The organism is Rhizobium sp. NZLR1b (genome assembly GCF_019685155.1).
Classification (GTDB): Bacteria; Pseudomonadota; Alphaproteobacteria; order Rhizobiales; family Rhizobiaceae; genus Rhizobium.
Window position 1 is genome coordinate 74,366 of the sequence record NZ_JABDWC010000030.1, and the last position, 17,451, is coordinate 91,816.

Annotated in this window: 16 protein-coding genes and 1 pseudogene; 5 read left to right on the forward strand and 12 right to left on the reverse strand. The window is 62.1% G+C overall.

Features of this window, described 5'->3' with window-relative positions:
* Positions 1-55: 55 nt before the first annotated feature.
* Genes hpaD through HJB84_RS29630 form a run of 9 tightly spaced genes read right to left on the reverse strand, consistent with a single transcriptional unit; the run spans position 56 to position 9,443 of the window.
* On the reverse strand, positions 56-1,036 hold the full coding sequence (hpaD, locus tag HJB84_RS29590; protein WP_221117645.1) for a 3,4-dihydroxyphenylacetate 2,3-dioxygenase: 981 nt from the start codon (positions 1,034-1,036) through the stop codon (positions 56-58).
* 34 nt (positions 1,037-1,070) lie between these two features.
* On the reverse strand, positions 1,071-2,588 hold the full coding sequence (gene hpaE / locus HJB84_RS29595; protein ID WP_221117646.1) for a 5-carboxymethyl-2-hydroxymuconate semialdehyde dehydrogenase: 1,518 nt from the start codon (positions 2,586-2,588) through the stop codon (positions 1,071-1,073).
* A gap of 44 nt (positions 2,589-2,632) precedes the next feature.
* The gene (locus HJB84_RS29600) at positions 2,633-3,019 is read right to left on the reverse strand and encodes a 5-carboxymethyl-2-hydroxymuconate Delta-isomerase (protein ID WP_221117647.1); all 387 of its coding nucleotides are present in this window, start codon (positions 3,017-3,019) and stop codon (positions 2,633-2,635) included.
* 53 nt (positions 3,020-3,072) lie between these two features.
* Positions 3,073-4,092, reverse strand: a complete 1,020-nt coding sequence (locus tag HJB84_RS29605; protein ID WP_221117648.1) for a homoserine kinase — start codon at positions 4,090-4,092, stop codon at positions 3,073-3,075.
* Positions 4,093-4,099: 7 nt separating this feature from the next.
* The gene (locus HJB84_RS29610) at positions 4,100-5,383 is read right to left on the reverse strand and encodes an aspartate aminotransferase family protein (protein ID WP_221117649.1); all 1,284 of its coding nucleotides are present in this window, start codon (positions 5,381-5,383) and stop codon (positions 4,100-4,102) included.
* A gap of 2 nt (positions 5,384-5,385) precedes the next feature.
* The gene (locus HJB84_RS29615; RefSeq protein WP_221117650.1) at positions 5,386-6,741 is read right to left on the reverse strand and encodes an aspartate aminotransferase family protein; all 1,356 of its coding nucleotides are present in this window, start codon (positions 6,739-6,741) and stop codon (positions 5,386-5,388) included.
* Positions 6,742-6,757: 16 nt separating this feature from the next.
* A complete protein-coding gene (locus HJB84_RS29620; protein ID WP_221117651.1) occupies positions 6,758-7,408 on the reverse strand; it encodes an HAD family hydrolase in 651 nt (216 codons plus the stop codon).
* Positions 7,405-8,658 carry a Tm-1-like ATP-binding domain-containing protein gene (locus tag HJB84_RS29625; protein WP_221117652.1) on the reverse strand — a complete coding sequence of 418 codons (1,254 nt, stop codon included), beginning with the start codon at positions 8,656-8,658 and terminating at the stop codon, positions 7,405-7,407. Before HJB84_RS29625 ends, HJB84_RS29620 begins: the two co-directional genes overlap by 4 nt.
* A complete protein-coding gene (locus HJB84_RS29630) occupies positions 8,655-9,443 on the reverse strand; it encodes an IclR family transcriptional regulator (protein WP_221117653.1) in 789 nt (262 codons plus the stop codon). Before HJB84_RS29630 ends, HJB84_RS29625 begins: the two co-directional genes overlap by 4 nt.
* Positions 9,444-9,762: 319 nt before the next feature.
* Between HJB84_RS29630 and HJB84_RS29635 the strand changes: the two genes are divergently transcribed.
* From HJB84_RS29635 to HJB84_RS29645, 3 genes are all read left to right on the forward strand, one after another.
* Positions 9,763-11,214, forward strand: coding sequence for an APC family permease (locus HJB84_RS29635; protein WP_221117654.1), 1,452 nt, complete (start codon positions 9,763-9,765; stop codon positions 11,212-11,214).
* A gap of 105 nt (positions 11,215-11,319) precedes the next feature.
* Entirely contained in the window at positions 11,320-12,798 is a 1,479-nt protein-coding gene (locus HJB84_RS29640; RefSeq protein ID WP_221117655.1) for an aldehyde dehydrogenase, read from the forward strand.
* On the forward strand, positions 12,783-13,457 hold the full coding sequence (locus tag HJB84_RS29645; RefSeq protein WP_221117656.1) for a cytochrome P450: 675 nt from the start codon (positions 12,783-12,785) through the stop codon (positions 13,455-13,457). Before HJB84_RS29640 ends, HJB84_RS29645 begins: the two co-directional genes overlap by 16 nt.
* 65 nt (positions 13,458-13,522) lie before the next feature.
* On the opposite strand, the gene HJB84_RS29650 is transcribed toward HJB84_RS29645, so the two are convergent.
* Both HJB84_RS29650 and HJB84_RS29655 read right to left on the reverse strand, forming a co-directional pair.
* Positions 13,523-14,035 carry a flavin reductase gene (locus HJB84_RS29650; RefSeq protein ID WP_221117657.1) on the reverse strand — a complete coding sequence of 171 codons (513 nt, stop codon included), beginning with the start codon at positions 14,033-14,035 and terminating at the stop codon, positions 13,523-13,525.
* Positions 14,036-14,045: 10 nt separating this feature from the next.
* Positions 14,046-15,608, reverse strand: a complete 1,563-nt coding sequence (locus HJB84_RS29655) for a 4-hydroxyphenylacetate 3-hydroxylase N-terminal domain-containing protein (RefSeq protein ID WP_207584443.1) — start codon at positions 15,606-15,608, stop codon at positions 14,046-14,048.
* 95 nt (positions 15,609-15,703) lie between these two features.
* Here HJB84_RS29655 and HJB84_RS29660 point away from each other — a divergent pair, with 95 nt between their 5' ends.
* Entirely contained in the window at positions 15,704-16,591 is an 888-nt protein-coding gene (locus HJB84_RS29660) for a helix-turn-helix domain-containing protein (protein ID WP_207584444.1), read from the forward strand.
* A 176-nt stretch (positions 16,592-16,767) separates the two neighbouring features.
* Here the strand turns inward: HJB84_RS29660 and HJB84_RS29665 are convergent, their stop codons facing one another.
* Entirely contained in the window at positions 16,768-17,202 is a 435-nt protein-coding gene (locus tag HJB84_RS29665; protein ID WP_311045007.1) for an NmrA family NAD(P)-binding protein, read from the reverse strand.
* 68 nt (positions 17,203-17,270) lie between these two features.
* On the opposite strand from HJB84_RS29665, the pseudogene HJB84_RS29670 reads away from it, so the two are divergent.
* Positions 17,271-17,451: pseudogene (locus HJB84_RS29670) on the forward strand (IS6 family transposase); the annotation flags it as partial.

A 17,451-nucleotide genomic window follows, 5' to 3' on the forward strand; every position in this document is an offset into this window, starting at 1 on the left:
TCGATGGAGTTGATGCGAAGCCGACGCGCGGCGTCGCATCATGGGCTGATGCCGATCATGGGGCAACGATCGGCTGCGCTTTGAGATCGGCTTCCCGTATCGGCGTCCCGGCAAACAGGCTGCCATGCTCGAACCAGGATTTCGGCGCCGTGGCGCCCCAGAGCGTCTGGCGCTGCGGATCTTTCAGATCCCACTTGATCGGCTCGAGGTCGGGATCGACCGTTTGATAATCCGAGCAGTAGATCTCGATGCGGTGGCCGTCCGGATCGAGGATATAGAGGAAGAAGGCGTTGGAGATGCCATGGCGGCCGGGGCCGCGCTCGATGTTGGACACCCAGCCGGTCGTCGCCATCAGGTCGAGCAGGTCGATGATGTTGAGTGGTGTCGGCACCCAGAAGGCGGTGTGGTGCAGCCGCGGACCCTTGCCATTGGTAAAAGCAATGTCGTGCACGCCGCCTTTGCGATGCGTCCAGGCGGCCCAGAGCCGGCCGGTTTCCTCGTCGGCGGTGTATTCGGTGACGCGGAAACCGATCTCGTTGTAGAAGGCCACCGATTCATCGACATTGGGCGAGAAGCAGTTGAAGTGGTCGATCCTGAGCGGCTTGACGCCCTTGTAGAGCGCATATTTCTGGTGGATCGGCGGCAGGCGGTCCATCTTCGAATAGAATTCGAGCGGAATGCCGAGCGGATCGCGGGTGCGGAAGGTGCGCGCCTTGTAGGGCCGCTCGACCCATTCCACCGGCAGGCCCTTGCCCTTGAAGAAGTGCGCAGCCTTGTCGAGATCCTCGTCGCCAAAGACCTTGAAGCCGAGGTCGCGGGCCTCCGATATCTCCGACTTCCTCAGGACGATACAGTGGTGGCCGCGCTCTTCCATGGCGCGCAGATAAATGGTGTCGGCCGTCTCGTCGGTCACCTGAAGGCCGAGCGTATCGACATAGAAGGCGCGCGATTTGGCAAGATCCTTGACGCCGTATTCGACATGGCTGAGGCGCACGATGTTGAAGGGCGGGTAGAGATTGGGTTGCGGCAAGGGCATGGGGGTTCCTCCTCTTTATACCTGCTGCTGTCGTTCAGCCGCCGAGCTTCTGGATGGCGTGCGGCTTGGTGGCAAAGGCGACGTTCTTGGTTTCCATGTAAAAGTCGAAAGACCAATCGCCGCCGTCGCGGCCGATGCCCGAGTTCTTCACTCCACCGAAGGGGGTGGGCAGGTGGCGGACGTTTTCCGAGTTCACCCAGATCATGCCGGCCTCGAGATGATCGGTGAAACGGAAGGCGCGGGTGACGTCCGATGTCCAGAGATAGCCGGTCAGGCCGTACTGGACGTCGTTGGCAAGGGCGAGCGCCTCGGCTTCGTCCTTGAACGGAATGGCGGTCAGCACCGGCCCGAAGATCTCTTCTTGGGCTATGCGCATTCCGTTGTCGGCGCCGATAAACAGGGTCGGCGAGACATAGCAGCCGCCGCCCGGACCGTCATATTTGGCACCGCCGGCCGCGACCGTTGCGCCTTCCGACTTGCCGATCGCGATATATTCCAGCACCTTCTTCTCGTGTACCGGATGGATCAGCGGTCCGATGACCGTCTCGGGATCGAGGGGATGGCCGACGTTGATGCGGCTCGCCTTTTCGGCGACGAGCGCAGTGAACCTGTCATAGACGCTGTCCTCGACCAACAGGCGCGAGGACGAGGTGCAGCGCTCGCCGTTCAGCGAGTAGATCATGAAGACGGCGGCATCGGCGGCGCGCTCCAGATCGGCATCAGCGAAGACGACGACCGGGTTCTTGCCGCCAAGCTCGAAATGCACCCGCTTCAGCGTGTCGGCGCCCTGCTTCATGATCATCGAGCCGGTGCGGCTCTCGCCGACGAAGCCGATCGCCTTGATTAGCGGATGTTCGGTCAGCGCCTTGCCGGCATCCTCGCCGAAGCCGTTGACGAGGTTCCAGACCCCCTTCGGCAGGCCGGCCTCTTCGGCGATTTCGACGAGCAGGCGTGCCGTCAGCGGCGAGAACTCGGCCGGCTTGTGGACGATGGTGCAGCCGGCGGCGAGTGCCGGCGCAATCTTCCAGGTCGACAGCATGAACGGCGTGTTCCAGGGCGTGATGATGCCGACGGGGCCGATCGGATTGCGGGTCGTGATGTTGACCTGGCCGTCGGCGCGAATCGATTTGCCGTCGCGGGCTTCAGGGGCGCGATCGGCGAAGAAACGGAAGTTCTCCGCACCGCGCAGCGCCGCCTTGGCCATGAACTTCAGCGACTGCCCCGTGTCCATGCATTCGACAAAAGCGATCTCTTCGGCCCGCGCGACGATCGCGTCGGCGATCCTGTGCAGCAGCTTCTTGCGGGCATCGCCCGGCATGGCGGCCCACTCGGCAAAGGCTGATTTGGCGGCCGTGGCGGCCCGGTCGATGTCGGCGGCCTTGCCGCGCGCGACGGTGGCGAGCGGCTGCAGATCGACCGGCGAAATCGTCTCGAAGGTCGAGCCGTCATCGGCCGTCACATCCTCGCCGCCGATCCGGTTCAGGACACCGCGTTCCTTCAGCCGCGCAAGATAGGTTTCGGCCTTTGCGATGTTTTCCTGCAGTTTGGACATCGTCTATTTCCTCGATGTTGTCTCATCCCGCGACGCGGGCGTTGTCACTTGCCGCGAAGCCGCGGATGGATGGCGTTCTTCTTCCAGCTCAGCTCCGCATCGATCTCGCGGATCTCCAGCGACAGCGCGAAATGCGGCGTCTCGAAGAGCGGGCCGAGAACGTCCGCCGCCGCCGCAAAGATCGCTTCGCCCGTGCCCTTCTTCTCCTCAGCCGTGCGGCCCTTGCCGATGCGGAAGTTCAGGTCGACGAAAGCGTTTTCCGGGAGCTGGTCGGCAATCGCATAATGATCGGCGCGAAGGGCGCGGACGCGCACCGCGCCGAGTTCGAAGAGGCCCGTCTCCAGCACGGTCTTCCGCAGCGTCTCGCAGAGCGCGCCGATATCAGCGCGATCGTCGAGATTGGCCGAATATTCGATGGTGAGATGTGGCATCGATCCTCCCCGATCTCTATTTACTTAACATGTTAATAAATTGACCGTGGATGTCAAGCTCCGGTATCGAGCTTTCTTGCGAGTTCCAGACTTTCGGCGACATAACGCGACAGGCGCTCGGCGGCGTTCGGGATTTCGGGCCGCTCGGCAAGCCAGCCGATATAGGTGAGGCTCCTCAACACCATGAACAACGGCAGGCATTCCAGCGCCGCATCGGAAAGACCGCGCCGGCTGCGATAGCCTGTGATCAAGGCATTCTCGATGGCGGGGTAGGCTGGCTCTTGGCGGTTCTTCAGCAGTGCCGTGGCGAGATCGAACAAGAGGAAGCCATATCCCGCATCGTCGAAGTCGATAAAGGCGACACGATCTTCATCTCCCGTCAGGAAGATGTTTTCGCGCACGAGATCGGCATGGATCAGGCCGTAGTCGAGGCCGTGTCGCTGCGCATCGGCGAGACGGGGCCGCAAGTCGTCGCGCAATGCCGAGAGGGCCGAGGCCTCGTCGCGGGAAAGTCCCGGGCAGTCCCAGAAGCGGCCCCAGAGGGGTTTTTCTCCGAGCAGGCCTTCGGCGTCCCATGCCGGACGGCGGAAATCTGCCGGCAGAGCCCACGCGTCGGCCAGATCATGCATGGTCGCCATGGCATGGCCGACGCAGAAGAAGATATCTGCCTGCGTTTCGGCCGGTTGCGACAGCGGCGTACCGCTCTGCCCAAGGGCCGCGCCGTCGACCCAGCTAACGACGTCGGCATATTGCTCGGGAACCCGGCGGCTCTCCGGAAGGCAAATGAGGTTTTGCCCGTTTCCGGTCGGCACGGGGCTCGGCACATCGAGGCCGCCGAACCGCAGCGCGGCCATAAGGTCCAGTTCCGAGCGCAGGCTCGTCTCGTCATGATAGCCCGGCCGATGCAGCCGCAGAGCGGCAGATCGTCCATCGGCAAGCGTAATACGGAAGACGGCGTTTTCCCGGTATTTGAGCAGAACCGGTTCGTCCGCCAAGGCCGACCAGTGGCCGAGTGCTTCCAGCGCCCGTTCCTGCAGGGCATCCCGGATGGTTTGCGGCAGTTGATCGCCCATCCCTGCCTCACAAGCTGCCAAGGACGTCGTCGAAGACCGACAGCATCAGGTCGGCATGATCCCTGGAGAACGGCATCGGCGAGCGGATCTTGGTGGCGCATTGATGGATGCCGATCTTGCCCATCAGCACGCCGCGCTCGCGCATCGCATTGACGATCCGAGTCGCCTCAGCGGCGGCCGGCTCCTTCGTCACCCGGTCCAGCACGAATTCCATGCCCATGAACAGGCCGCTGCCGCGCACGTCGCCGATGATCGCGTGTTTTTCCGCAAGCCGCTTGAAGGCGTCGCGTGTATATTCGCCGACATTGCGGGCGTTCTCGACGAGCTTCTCATCCTCGATCACGTCGAGGACCGCCATGGCGGCGGCGCAGGAGACCGGATTGCCGCCGAAGGTGTTGAAATAGCGGAACGCCTTGCGGAAAGCGTTCAGCGTATCGGCATTGGCGACGACGCCGCCGACGGGATGACCATTGGCCATCGGCTTGCCGAGCGTCACGATGTCGGGAACGATGCCGGCGCGCTGATGGCCCCACATATGCGAGCCGGTGCGGCCGAAACCCGGCTGCACCTCGTCGGTGATGACAAGGCCGCCGGCCTTGCGCACGGCAGCCACCGTCTTGACGAGGAAGCCCGGCGGCAGATCCGGAAAACCTTCATTGGCAAAGAACGGATCGATGATCAGCGCCGAAAACCCGTGCGGGCCGTCCTGAAGCGAGGCGATCGCCTTCTCGACCTCGGCAGCGAAGGCCGCGGCAAAGGCATCGCCGCCTTCGCCGCCGAGCGGACGGTAGCTATCGGGCACCGGCACGTGCCTGACATGACCGCCGAAGCCGCCGACCGGCGGCATGCGGGTCGACAGCTGCGACACGGCAGCTGTGTTGCCGTGATAGGTATGGTCGGTGGCGATCACGCCGGTCTTGCCGGTCACGGCCTGCGCCATGCGCAGCGCGATGTCGTTCGCCTCGCTGCCGGTGCAGGTGAGGATCGCGGCGTCAAGGCTCCTATCGAAGGTCGCCGTCAGGCGTTCGACATAGTCGAGAATGCCTTCATGCAGATAGCGCGTATGGGTATTGAGCGTCGAGGCCTGTCGTGTGATCGCCTCGACCACGCGCGGATGGCAATGGCCGACATGCGGCACGTTGTTGTAGCAGTCGAGAAATTTGCGGCCGTCGGCATCCCAAAGCCAGACGCCCTCGCCACGGACAAGGTGGACCGGCTCCTCGTAGAAGAGCGACATGTTCCGGCCGAGAAGGCGCTCGCGACGGGCGATGAGGGCAGCATTGTCGGACATGATCAGGCTCCCGCGGCGGTGAGACCGGCGTCAAGCGCCGTCAATATCGTCTGCACGTCCCCGGCCGTGATGACGAGCGGCGGCGACATGATGACATTGGCTCCCGAGGTGCGGACGAGGGCGCCGGCATCATAGGCAGCATCCTGCACCTTTTGCAGGACATCCTTCGACGCCGCGCTCTTCTTGCCTCGATCGCTGACGAGTTCGAGCGCGCACATCAGGCCCTTGCCGCGCACGTCGCCGATCAGCTCGTGCTTCTCCTGCAGTTTTTTCAGGCCGGCCAGCAGTTCGTCGCCGCGGGCGGCGGCATTGGCGGCGACATCCAGCCGCTTGGTCTCCTTCAGCGTCGCAAGTGCGGCGGCGGCGCCGACCGGATGGCCGGAATAGGTATAGCCGTGGCCGATCGTGCCGACCCCGTTCTTGTTGCTTTCGAAAACTTCGGCGACGTTGTCGGCGATCATGACGGCGCCGAAGGGGAAGTAGCCGTTGGTGATCGCCTTGGCGGTGGACATGAGATCGGGTTTGACGCCCCAAAGGCGCGATCCCGTCCAGGCGCCGGCACGACCGAAGGCGGTGATGACTTCGTCGGCGATCAGCAGAATGCCGTGGCGGTCACAGATCTCGCGCATCAGCGGCAGGAATGTCTCATGCGGGACGATGACGCCGCCGGCGCCGAGCACCGGTTCGACGATCAGGGCGGCGATGGTGTCCGCCCCCTGGAAGGCGATCTCGTCTTCGAACAGCCGGCCGATGGCCGCCGCGATCTCTGCGCCGTCGCTCATACCGAACGGATTGCGATAGGCAAAGGGTGCGGGCAGGTGAAAGACGCCCGGCAGCAGCGGCTCGTAGTTGCGGCGGAAATTCTGGTTGCCGTTGACGGATGCCCCGCCGAAATGGGTGCCGTGATATCCCTTCTTCAGCGCAACGAATTTGGTGCGCTCGGGCTGGCCGTTGATCTTGTGATATTGCCGCGCGAGCCGGAGGCAGGTTTCGACCGAATCCGAGCCGCCCGACGTGAAGAAGGAGCGGTTGAGCCCGTCTTCCCGGAACCATTCGGCAAGCTCGTAGGACAGTTCGATCAGCGGCGAATTCGTCGTGCCGCGGAACGTCGAATAGTAGGGCAGCTCGTCGAGCTGGTCGCGGATCGCCTTCTTCACCGGTTCGCAGGAATAGCCGAGATTGACGTTCCAGAGGCCGCCGACCGCATCCAGCACCTTCTTGCCCTGGATATCGACGATCTCCACGCCCTCGCCGGCGCTGATGATGCGCGGCGGATGCGCTTGCATTTCGGCCGGGTGGGCCATCGGGTGCCACATGTGACGGGCATTGTTTTCGGCTATGAAATTGGTTTCACGCATCTCTATTCCCTTCGGTTCAGAGCCCCAGCATCGCAAGTGCGCGGGCATAGCTTTCGGCAGGCCGGGTGACGTCGAAATGCACATGCGGCAATCCGACGGCTTCAGCGCCTTCGATGTTCTTCTTCTGGTCGTCCACGAAAACGCAGGCTTCGCGCGGCAGGCCGAGCTCGGAAAGCACCTGTTCGTAAGCGCGCGGATCGGGTTTCAGGATCTTGGTGTAGGTGGCATCGACGATGACGTCGAAGAGTTCGATGAGCGGGAAGCGCTTGCGGAACTCGACGCCGTAGAAAAGATCGAGCTCGTTCGACAGGATCGCAAGCTTCAGCCCTGCGTCCTTGGCGCTCAGGATGGCGCCGCGGGCTTCCGGGCGCAGCACGAGTTCGGGCTCGGCGCCGCGGGCCCGGCGCACGAAAGTCTGCATATCCGTCCAGATCTCGCCGAGCAGGGCGCCGACTTCACTGGTGCGACTCAGCCAGTAATCGCGCTCGGTGATCTCGCGGTTCTGCATCGCCACCCACAGCGGATCGGTTGTGGTGTCGAAAGGCCCGAGCCAGCCGAGCGAGCCTTTCGCAAGCCCGAGCGTGCGTTCTGTGATGTCATGCGTCTCGAACAGGGTGCGGGTGACCACGCCGCCGAAGTCGAGGATGAGGGCGCGGTTTGCAGTCATGGCCGTCCTTTCGGGATCACGCCTTCGGCGACCCAATTGTCGAAAATGGCGAGCGCGGCGGCGGAGAAGGACGGCGCATTGATATGGGCATCGACCTCGTGAAGGGCGACGGAGGCTGGGAGGGCCCGGCGCATCTCGTCGAGGAAGGCGGTCAGCCCTTCCGGATCATGCAGCGGCTCGTCGGCTTTGTCCCATTCCTGCAGCCCTTCGGTCGGCAGCAGGAAGGCGACCTTCGCATCGGCGCGCTCGAGCTTTCGCCCGATCAGCCGGGCGACTTCCCGCCGTCCCTCGGGCGATGTCGTCACCGATCCGATCAGCCGGTTGTGAGCGTGATACGGACGGTCAGTAAAGATGTCGGGCAGGGGCTGCCAGGCCTGCAGATCGACCATATCGATGGCTCCCGGAGCGACGATCTGAGGGATGCCGGCGCGGCCGGCATTTTCAAGCCTGTCCGGTCCCGAGGTGACCACCGTGCCGTAATGATGGTTGCTGACCTCCTGGATGCAGAAATCGAAGACGGCGGCAAAGCCGCGCTGGGAGGCAATGGCTTCGAAGGCGCGCCCGCCCATGCCGGTGGAATGGAACACAGCGACGTCGTAGCCGCGCTTTTCCAACTCGGGCCTCAGATGCTTCATGTATTTCAGGCAGGAGGAACCGAGCGAAGTCATGCCGATGAGCGGGCGTTCGCAGTCGGGCTTGCTTCCGTGCTTGGCGGCCCCGACAACGGCGCCGCAGGCCTGTGACAGGACTGAGCGGCAGATACCGTTGAGGCCGTAGAGGCCGCCGGCCCAGAGGATCATCATCAGATCGGGCGCGATGCGCTCGGGCGGGATCAGATGGGAGTAGGCGATGGTCGAAACCACGAATTTCGGCACGCCGAGCGGCAGGACGGCTGCGACGTCAAGCGCCAGATCCGTGCCCATGGAGCCGCCGAGCACGATGATGCCGTCCACCAATCCTTGATCGTAGAGCTTACGGACAAGTGCAGTCGCCCCCTTCGCCATGGCGGCCATGGCACTGTTTTCGTTACCGCTTTCGGTGATCGCCGCAATCGAGGTCGCGGCGGCTTGCGCGATGTCATGTTTGGAATAATCGGGTAGGTAGGGCGGGTCGCCGAGAACACTGACATCGACCATGCCCGGTCGGCCGCCGGCTTCTTCTATGACGGACGCCATGAATTGCAGTTCGTCGCATTTGGTGTCACCGGTTCCGATGACGAGTATTCTTGGCGAAGGAGCCACAGGGCTCATCGATCCGTCCTCCTGATTTTTACACTGGTTCCCATGGGCCTTTCCGATCCGTAGTATTTTTCTGAAATCGCATCGGCGGCCGTGATGGCCTGAGCCCCGAATTCGTCGATCGCCGCCTTTGTGATGCGGGCCAGCGGGGCGGCGATGGCGACGCAGCCGACCGGATGACCGCCGGGTGCGCGGATCGGCGCAGCCGTGCTGACGACACCGGCTTCGAGACCTTGATGGCTGATGGAAAAGCCTCGCGCAGCCGTCTCCTGGAGCAGATCGCGCACCCGTGCGGGATCGACGACGGTGTGGTCTGTGAACTTTTCGAGTGGCTTTTCAAGCGCTTCGTCGATCTCCGTCGGCGGGCAGAAGGCGAGGAAGGCCAGGCCGGATGCGGTGGCGTGAAAGGGCAGGGGGATGCCGACTTCGACGATGACGCGGTGAGCCCGCGGCGAATCCTCCACGTGGATGGTCGAAAGCTGGCCACCGGAGAACTCGGAGAAATGCACCGTTTCCATCGATGTTTCGGCGAGCGCCTTGATGAAGGGAATGGCAACGCGCAGGAACGGATAGCGGGCCTCGCGAATGCGTGCGAGACGAACCGGCGCCGATCCGATCCGATAGCGGCGGGTATCGGGATCCTGCTCGACGAAACCGTGTTTTTCCAATTCCACCAGAAAGCGGCGGGTCGTCGCCTTGTCGAGCGCGCACAGGCGGGCGATGTCCGTCAGACCCGCCTCCTTATCCAGTCGCGACAGCGTATCCAGCAATGAAAGCGCCTTTCCGATCGTGCTCATCGTTCCTCCTCTTGGGTCGGGTCATGCCCAGGTTTCCCCGCGTCGGCTCGGCGCCATCGGTCAGATCAGGCCGCAGACCCTGCGCCGCGGCACGATGGCGGCGACCCAAGATACTTAACATGCGAAATAACTTGACAGACGCAGGGATTGTTTGCAAGTCTATATTTGAAGCTGCGGTTCAAATAATGAACCATAAGCGCTGACGGCGGTAAAATCAACAAAAGCATAAGCGCCCGTTTGTCAGTCCGGTTCTGGTGGAGGTCGCCTGCGCGCAATCGCAGGGATTATCGGATGTTCTTAACAAGGGGAACGAAGGCAGATGAATACGCAAAACTCGCAAGGCACGGCTGAGAACCAGCTGCGCAAGAACAGCCTCGGCGTCGGTGCCGTGACCTTCCTGGTGGTTTCGGCCGCAGCCCCTCTGACGGCGGTTGCCGGCGGCGTGCCGCTGTCGATGATGCTTGGCAATGGACCGGGCATTCCGCTCACTTTTCTGCTGGTCACGCTGATCCTGCTGCTCTTTGCCGTCGGCTACGTCGCCATGGCCCGGCACATCCGCAATGCCGGCGCATTCTATGCCTACACGGCCCAAGGTCTGGGCGGCATGATGGGAGGAGCAGCGGCGTTGATCGCCATCCTGGCCTATAATGCGATGCAGATCGGCGTCTTCGGCCTGTTCGGCGCAGCAACCTCGGGCCTCTTCGCCGGCCTCGGCCTGCAATTGCCCTGGTGGGTCTGGACCTTTATCGGTATCGCGATCGTGGCCGTCTTCGGCTATCGCCGTGTCGATCTCTCGGCCAAAGTTCTGACCGTTCTCGTCATTCTCGAATATCTGGTCGTCCTGGTCATCGATGCGGCGATCTTCTTGAAGGGCGGCGACAGCGGCCTTTCGGCCACCCCCTTCACGCCAGCTGCGTTCATGAGCGGCACGCCGGCAATCGGCATCCTTTTCTGCTTTGCCGCCTTCATCGGCTTCGAAGCCACCACTATCTACAGCGAGGAAGCCCGCGAGCCGCACAAGACCGTGCCGCGTGCGACCTATATTTCCGTGCTGATCATCGGCCTCTTCTACATGCTGACCTCCTGGCTGATGGTGGCCGGCAGCGGCGCCGACAAGCTTGTTCCCGAACTGCAGGGCCTTGCCGATCCGACGACGTTCCTGTTCGGCCTCGCCGAGCGCTATGTCGGCCACTGGATTGTCGTGGTCATGAACATCCTGTTTGTCACCAGCCTGTTTGCCGGCGTGCTTGCCTTCCACAACGGCGTTGCCCGTTACATGTATGTCGCCGGCCGCGAAGGCTTGCTGCCGAAGTCTGTCGGCGTCACCCATCCGGTATTCCAGAGCCCGCATGTCGGCTCAGTGATCCAGACAGTCATTGCGGCTGTCGTCGTCGCTCTCTTTGCCTTCACCGGGCAGGATCCGGTGCTGGCGCTGTTTTCCTGGCTCACCAATGTCGGCACGCTGGCAATCATCCTGCTGATGGCGTTTACCGCATTTGCGATCGTTGCCTTCTTCGGCCGCAATCCAGGTCTCGAAAACAATATGCTGGTGACCAAGGTGCTCCCGGTTGTGACAGGCGTAATCCTGATGGCGCTGGTGGTCTATATCACCATCTATTTCGGCAGCATTGCCGGAGCGAGCGGCGTTCTGGCCGTCTTCCTTCCGGGTCTCGTGCTGATCGCAGCGATCATCGGCTTCATGGCTGCCGCGCGGTTGAGATCGGCGGATTCAGTGAGCTTCGGACGTCTCGGCGCGGGCCAGGAAGCCTGATGAAACTGGTTAGATTGGCGGGCGGGGCGCATCGCCCGCCGATCTAACGCGCGCAAAATCGCTGCACAGTTTTGCGCGACATGCTTTAATTTTGCGAGGATTGAGATGCAGGACAAGATCAATCAACTCCGGATGCTCGACATTGCACCTCGGTCGCTGTTCATCGGCGGCGCATGGCGACCGCCTGTCAGCGGTGCTGCGATGGATGTCATCTCGCCGATCGACGGAACCCGGTTGACGACGATCGCCGATGCCGGCGCCGACGATGTCGATCTCGCCGTCAAGGCAGCGCGGCGTGCCTTCGAAAAGGGCAGTTGGTCGAAGGCAGCACCTGCTGAGCGCAAGAAAGTGCTGCTGAAGATTGCCGAATTGATCGAGAAGAGCGCGCTCGAACTCGCCGTGCTCGGCGTGCGCGACAACGGCACGGAAATCTCCATGGCGCTGAAGGCCGAGCCGGGCAGTGCCGCCGGCACCTTCCGCTACTATGCCGAGGCGATCGACAAGGTCTATGGCGAGATCGCTCCGACGGTCGACAATATTCTCGGTCTCGTTCACCGCGTGCCGGTGGGCGTCGTCGCCGCCATCGTGCCGTGGAATTTCCCGATGATGATCGGCGCCTGGAAAATTGCACCGGCACTAGTGGCCGGCAATTCCGTGGTGCTGAAACCGGCCGAGGGCGCGTCGCTGACGCTGCTGCGGCTCGCCGAACTTTGCGCAGAGGCGGGATTGCCGGATGGCGTGCTCAACGTCGTCACCGGGCGCGGCGCCGTCAGCGGCGAAGCACTCGGGCTGCACATGGATATCGATGTGCTGGCCTTTACCGGTTCAGGCCCGGTCGGGCGCCGGCTGCTGAAATATTCGGCGCGCTCCAATCTGAAGCGCGTCTATCTCGAACTCGGGGGCAAATCTCCGAACATCGTCTTTGCAGATGCGCCGGATCTCGATCAGGCGGCCACGGTGTCGGCTTACGGCATCTTCCGCAATTCCGGCCAGGTCTGCGTCGCGGGCTCCCGCCTGCTTGTGGAAAAATCGATCCACGAGGAATTTTCGGAAAAGGTCGCCGGCATTGCCGCCTCCATGAGGGTCGGAGACCCGCTGCAGCTTTCAACCGAAGCGGGCGCGATCTCAAGCGAGATCCAGTTGCAGAAAGACCTCGGCCATGTCGCCCAGGCCGTCTCGGAGGGCGCTCTGCTGCGCACCGGCGGCGCCCGCATCCTGGAGGAGACGGGCGGCTATTACATGCGGCCGGCGGTCTTCGACGTGACACCATCGATGGCGCTTGCCCGTGAGGAGGTCTTCGGGCCGATCCTGTCGGTCATTCCGTTCGAGACGGAGGCGGAAGCCCTGCAGATCGCCAACGCCACAGAATACGGCCTGGCCTCCGCCGTCTGGACGTCGAACCTGTCGCGCGCCCACCGGATGGTGCGCGGAATTCGCGCCGGCGTCGTGCATGTCAATACCTATGGCGGGTCAGACAACAGCGTTCCGCTCGGCGGCGTCAAGCAATCGGGCAATGGTCATGACAAATCGCTGCATGCGCTGGACAAATATGTCGATCTGAAAACCGCGTGGATCCAGCTCTAAAACAGGAATTTCGGCCAGCAGTCAGCACCGAAATCACCGTGACGCCCGTGATGCAGAAGCTCATCGAAGAGCCGGACGATTCCGCCTTGTCGCATATGCTGCATGACGGCATGCCCGAGGACCAGACTCGCACCATAGAATTCGTGCTGCCGACACTCAAAGTCGTGCAGCTTGGCGGCATGCAGGAGCCTGGCCAGGGAGCGGGTTCGATCATGGCAGGCCTTTTGCAGAACCCGGATCAGTTCGCGGAAGTGAAGGGCGATCTCGATGCGCTTCTTCCGCGCTCCGTCGACGAAGCCTTGCGCTGGATCACGCCGATCGCTACGCAGACGCGACAGACGACACAGGCCGTCGAAATCGGTGGCGTGACGATCCCGCCAATCAACCGGTCGCCGCCGTGCTCGCCTCGGCCTCGTATTGCGAGAGCGGTTCACGGATCCGGGACGCTTCGACATTCACCGTACGAGGGAAGTCACGCGGCCTTCGGCTTCGGCCATCACTTTTGTGCAGGGCGCTGGTTTGCCCGGCAGCAGATCAATTCGGCGTCCACCTATCTGATCGACAAACCGCCGGAGATCGCGCTCCGTGATGACGGCCCGGTGCAGATTCGCGGCTGGGAATTCAGCGCTCCCTCGACATCGAACGTCACGCTGCGATAGGTGGTACAGCGCAGGAGTTTTTTCAGGCGCTGTACCACATTGACGCCAGGCATCGGCCCGATGCACTAGCCACCGAAACTGCCCACCTGCGTCGGCACGTTGATATAGTTGCGGTCGAAGTAAAGCAGTGCATTGCCATCCGCCCGCGAGCGAATGCCAATGACCTGGCCGATGAAGATATGGTGCGTGCCGACCAGGCGCGCCTCGGCGAGCCGGCAGTCGAAGGAGACAATGGCGCCGGCCAGTGCCTGGGTTCCCGATGGCATATCGACCCATTCCGCCGCGGCATACCGGGCCGCCATATCCGCTTGGCGGCCGGCGAAATAGCCGGCCAGCTCCTGGTGATCATCTGCGAGTACGTTGACGCAAAAGCGGTGGTTTTCGAGAAAGACGCCGCATTGGGCTGAGCGGCCGTTCATGCAAACGAGCAGTGTCGGCGGTTCGTCGGTGACGCTGCACATGGCGGTGGCGGTGAACCCGCCGCGCCCGGCGGGTCCGTTGGTGGTGATGACGTTGACCGGGGCGCAGACCCTGGCCATCGCATTGCGGAACTCGGTTTTCGAGACTTGCTCCTCCATGGTCGTCGCCTCATTCGGCCGCGTTACGCACGGGAGACGCTGCATCGAGCGGCGGCAGCCAGGTGTCACTGGTCCAGCCATTTTCGTCGTAGTCGCTCATGCATTGGTCGACGAGCGCTTCCATCTCCTTCAGCCGTCCGCCGCGCTCGGCGCCCTTTAGCACCTGCAGCCGGACTTCCTCAGGCGCGCCGGCATAGTTGAGTTCGTAGAGCGCGTGACGCCCGCCGAATTCGGTGCCGGTCGCATCCCAAAGCAGTTTCATGATCTTGATGCGCTCGATATGGCCCATGTCGTTGGAGCCGCGCACATATTGGGCGAGATAGCGGTCGATCTCGGGATTGCCGAAATCCTTGGTGGAGGAGGGGAGATAGATCAGCCCCGAGGCTACGACTTTGCGCACCGTCTCGATGACGCGCGGATAGGCCTCCGACATGAAGGTGCGGTAGGAAAGCGCCGCTTCCATGTTGGGCAGCACGGCGCCGTTCGCCCATGGTTGCGGATTGTGGGCCATGGCGTTGGAAAAGGACCAGAACATGTGGCGCAGCGCAATGACCTCGCCGAGCGCCGCCTGATTGCCGCGGAAGGCATCACCGCCGGTGGCCCGCAGTGCCTTTGCAAGCAGCCCCGCCATAAAGTCAAGCTTGACGGCAAAGCGCGTGCAGCCTTGGAAGCAATAGCCGTGCATGAAGCCGGAGGCCGGATGGAAGGACAGGATCTTGGCCGCATCGCGCAGGACCAGCACGTCCTCCCAGGGGACGAAGACGTTGTCGAGCACCAGGATTGCATCGTTCTCGTCAAAGCGGGAGGACAAGGGATAGTCGAAGGGCTGGCCGATCGTGTTGGCGGTCTGCTCGTAGGAGACGCGGCAGAACATCTTGATCCCGGGCGCATTCATCGGAACGATGAACATGACCGAGAGCGAGGGGTCTTCCGTCACCGTCGCCGAGCTTTGGGCGAGAAAGTTGTAATGCGTCAGCGCCGAGGACGTGGCGACCACCTTGGCGCCGGACACGTAGATGCCGGCATCGGTTTCCTTGGTGATGTGGACGAAGACATCCTTGACGGCATCGGCCTGCTTGTGCCGGTCGATCGGCGGATTGACGATCGCGTGGTTCATGAACAGCGCTGCTTCCTGCGCGCGTTTGTGCCAGGCGAGTGCATTGTCCTTGAACGGCCCATACCAGTCGGCATTGGCACCGAGCGTGTTCATCAGCGCCGCCTTGTAATCGGCGGTGCGGCCCATCCAGCCATAGGACATGCGAGCCCAATCGGCGATGGCGCCCTGCTGGGCGACGAGCTCAGCTGAAGATTTCGCCACCCGGAAATATTTGTGGGTATAGCCGCCATTGCCGGTATCGGTCGGCGATGTCAGCCGGTCTTTGGTCTTTTCGTTATGCAGCGCATCATACATCCGCGCGATCGAACGCGCGGAATTACGCATCGACGGATGGCTGGTGACGTCGGCGATGCGCTCGCCGTTGATATAGACCTCGCGACCGTCGCGCAGGCTGGCGAGATATTCGGCGCCGGTAAACGGACGGGTCTTGTCGCCGCGGTGGTCTTCAGCTCGCATCTCAGGTTCCTCCCTTGGAATATTGTCAGAAGCTAAAACGGGAGCCGCGGATAGACTATGGACAAAGAAGGGAATTCGCTGGTACTTTTTCCGGCATGGCGACACGAAGCGACGTTCCGATTTTTTTCGTCTATGGCGAGCCGAGCCGCTCGCTCGATGTGGGATTCCTGCATGTCGAAACAGTGATGGAGCGAAAAACCCTGCATTTCGGACATGTTTCGCCGCACAAACATCCGCTGATGGGGCAGATCACTTACTGGTTTCAAGGTGGCGGAGCCTATCGGATCGAAGAGGAGACTTGGAATTTTTCCGCTCCCGCCGTGAGCTTCGTGCCGAGCAACGTGGTGCATGGTTTCGATGTCGACGAACAGTCCGACGCGATTGTCGTGTCGATCTCGGACGACATGCTGAAGGCGATCGTGCCGCAGGTCGCGCTCAATCTCGACGTGCCGACCTTCCTGGCCGGCCAGCCGTCGGACCCGGTATGGTCGAAGCTCGGCACACTCCTCGATATGATTGCCGAAGATTATCGTGATCGCGGTACGGAAGACGAGAAGGTGCTGTGTGGTCTGATCGGCGTCGTGCTGTCACTGATGGGCCGCATCGGCGGTCGCGTGGCATTGCCGTCCACCTCGACGACGGTCTCACTCGGTCTTGCGCTACGCCGTGTCATCGACCTTCACTACAAGGAGGATTGGCCTGTCAGGGCCTACGTGAATGAGCTTGCGACCACGCCACATCTGCTCGACAAGGCGGCCCGCGAAGTCTTCGGATTGTCCGTCAAGGAGTTGCTGCTGGAACGGCGGCTGCTGGAGGCGAAGCGTCTTCTGATGTTCACCGTCCGATCGGTGGAAGACATTGGGCGCGAAATCGGTGTCGAGGATCCGGCCTATTTCACTCGCTTCTTCCGCAAGCGTACCGGCGAGGCGCCCGCTGCCTGGCGCAGGCGCCATCTGCAGGAGACGGCCTCGTCGACGACCTGAACATGAAGCGCGAACTATTGCCGCGTTACCGGCTCAGGTCGTTCGGTTGATTTCCATCCGGAACTGAGCCGGTTCAGTTTCGGGGTGGAATTCTTTGCCCGATCGACCGTTGCGACCCTGATCTTCCTTCTCATAACTTGACCAATGAGCGCCGCACATCGTTGCGGTTCATGCTATCAGGCGCACACAGCTCGAAAAGTTCCATAGGCCAGGCGATCTTCGGTGAGCGCGATGGCGGCAACCTCCGCGACGTCCCGGTAATCCACGCGGCTGAAACGGGTCTCGGCTGACCACGGCTCAGCCAGGCAACTGGTCTCGACGATCCGTTCCCATGAAGGGGCGCGTAGTTCTGAAACTACACGCATGGGAAGTATCGTGTAATCGAGATCCGAGTTGATCAGTTCGTTCTCGACCGGCGTCTTAGCCGCATGGTTGGGCAGGCTAAGGATCGGGTGGATCACCGACGAGAACACGAACTTGCGCACACCAGCGCGCTGAGCCGCCGCGATCATGTTTAGTCCAAATTGGACTTCATTCGGCTCGAACACAGGGCCGATGTAGAAGACACCGGTCACGCCTTGCAAAGGGTTCTGTCGCAAATTTCTCAGCACATTTGCCGCCAGGTTGGTGATGCCATAGATCTGGGTTGAAGATGAGCAGGCAGGTTGAGTTCCAGATCATGGTCGATTTCAAAGGCAGCCATTACCCGAAAGAGGTTATTCTATACGCGGTATTTTTCTACGTCCGATATGCAGTCTCCTATCGTGATCTGGAAGAGATCATGGCCGAGCGCGGCGTTACCGTTGACCACGCGACGCTGAACAGATGGGTGGTGAAGTATTCGCCGCTTCTCGCCTGCC

Coding starts and splice junctions, on each gene's coding strand:
- HJB84_RS29625 (WP_221117652.1), bottom strand. CDS start 8,658: ATGAGCCCTGTGGCTCCTTCGCCAAGAATACTCGTCATCGGAACCGGT.
- HJB84_RS29630 (WP_221117653.1), bottom strand. CDS start 9,443: ATGAGCACGATCGGAAAGGCGCTTTCATTGCTGGATACGCTGTCGCGA.
- HJB84_RS29635 (WP_221117654.1), top strand. CDS start 9,763: ATGAATACGCAAAACTCGCAAGGCACGGCTGAGAACCAGCTGCGCAAG.
- HJB84_RS29605 (WP_221117648.1), bottom strand. CDS start 4,092: ATGGGCGATCAACTGCCGCAAACCATCCGGGATGCCCTGCAGGAACGG.
- HJB84_RS29650 (WP_221117657.1), bottom strand. CDS start 14,035: ATGGAGGAGCAAGTCTCGAAAACCGAGTTCCGCAATGCGATGGCCAGG.
- hpaE (WP_221117646.1), bottom strand. CDS start 2,588: ATGTCCAAACTGCAGGAAAACATCGCAAAGGCCGAAACCTATCTTGCG.
- HJB84_RS29620 (WP_221117651.1), bottom strand. CDS start 7,408: ATGACTGCAAACCGCGCCCTCATCCTCGACTTCGGCGGCGTGGTCACC.
- hpaD (WP_221117645.1), bottom strand. CDS start 1,036: ATGCCCTTGCCGCAACCCAATCTCTACCCGCCCTTCAACATCGTGCGC.
- HJB84_RS29600 (WP_221117647.1), bottom strand. CDS start 3,019: ATGCCACATCTCACCATCGAATATTCGGCCAATCTCGACGATCGCGCT.
- HJB84_RS29610 (WP_221117649.1), bottom strand. CDS start 5,383: ATGTCCGACAATGCTGCCCTCATCGCCCGTCGCGAGCGCCTTCTCGGC.
- HJB84_RS29640 (WP_221117655.1), top strand. CDS start 11,320: ATGCAGGACAAGATCAATCAACTCCGGATGCTCGACATTGCACCTCGG.
- HJB84_RS29615 (WP_221117650.1), bottom strand. CDS start 6,741: ATGCGTGAAACCAATTTCATAGCCGAAAACAATGCCCGTCACATGTGG.
- HJB84_RS29655 (WP_207584443.1), bottom strand. CDS start 15,608: ATGCGAGCTGAAGACCACCGCGGCGACAAGACCCGTCCGTTTACCGGC.
- HJB84_RS29660 (WP_207584444.1), top strand. CDS start 15,704: ATGGCGACACGAAGCGACGTTCCGATTTTTTTCGTCTATGGCGAGCCG.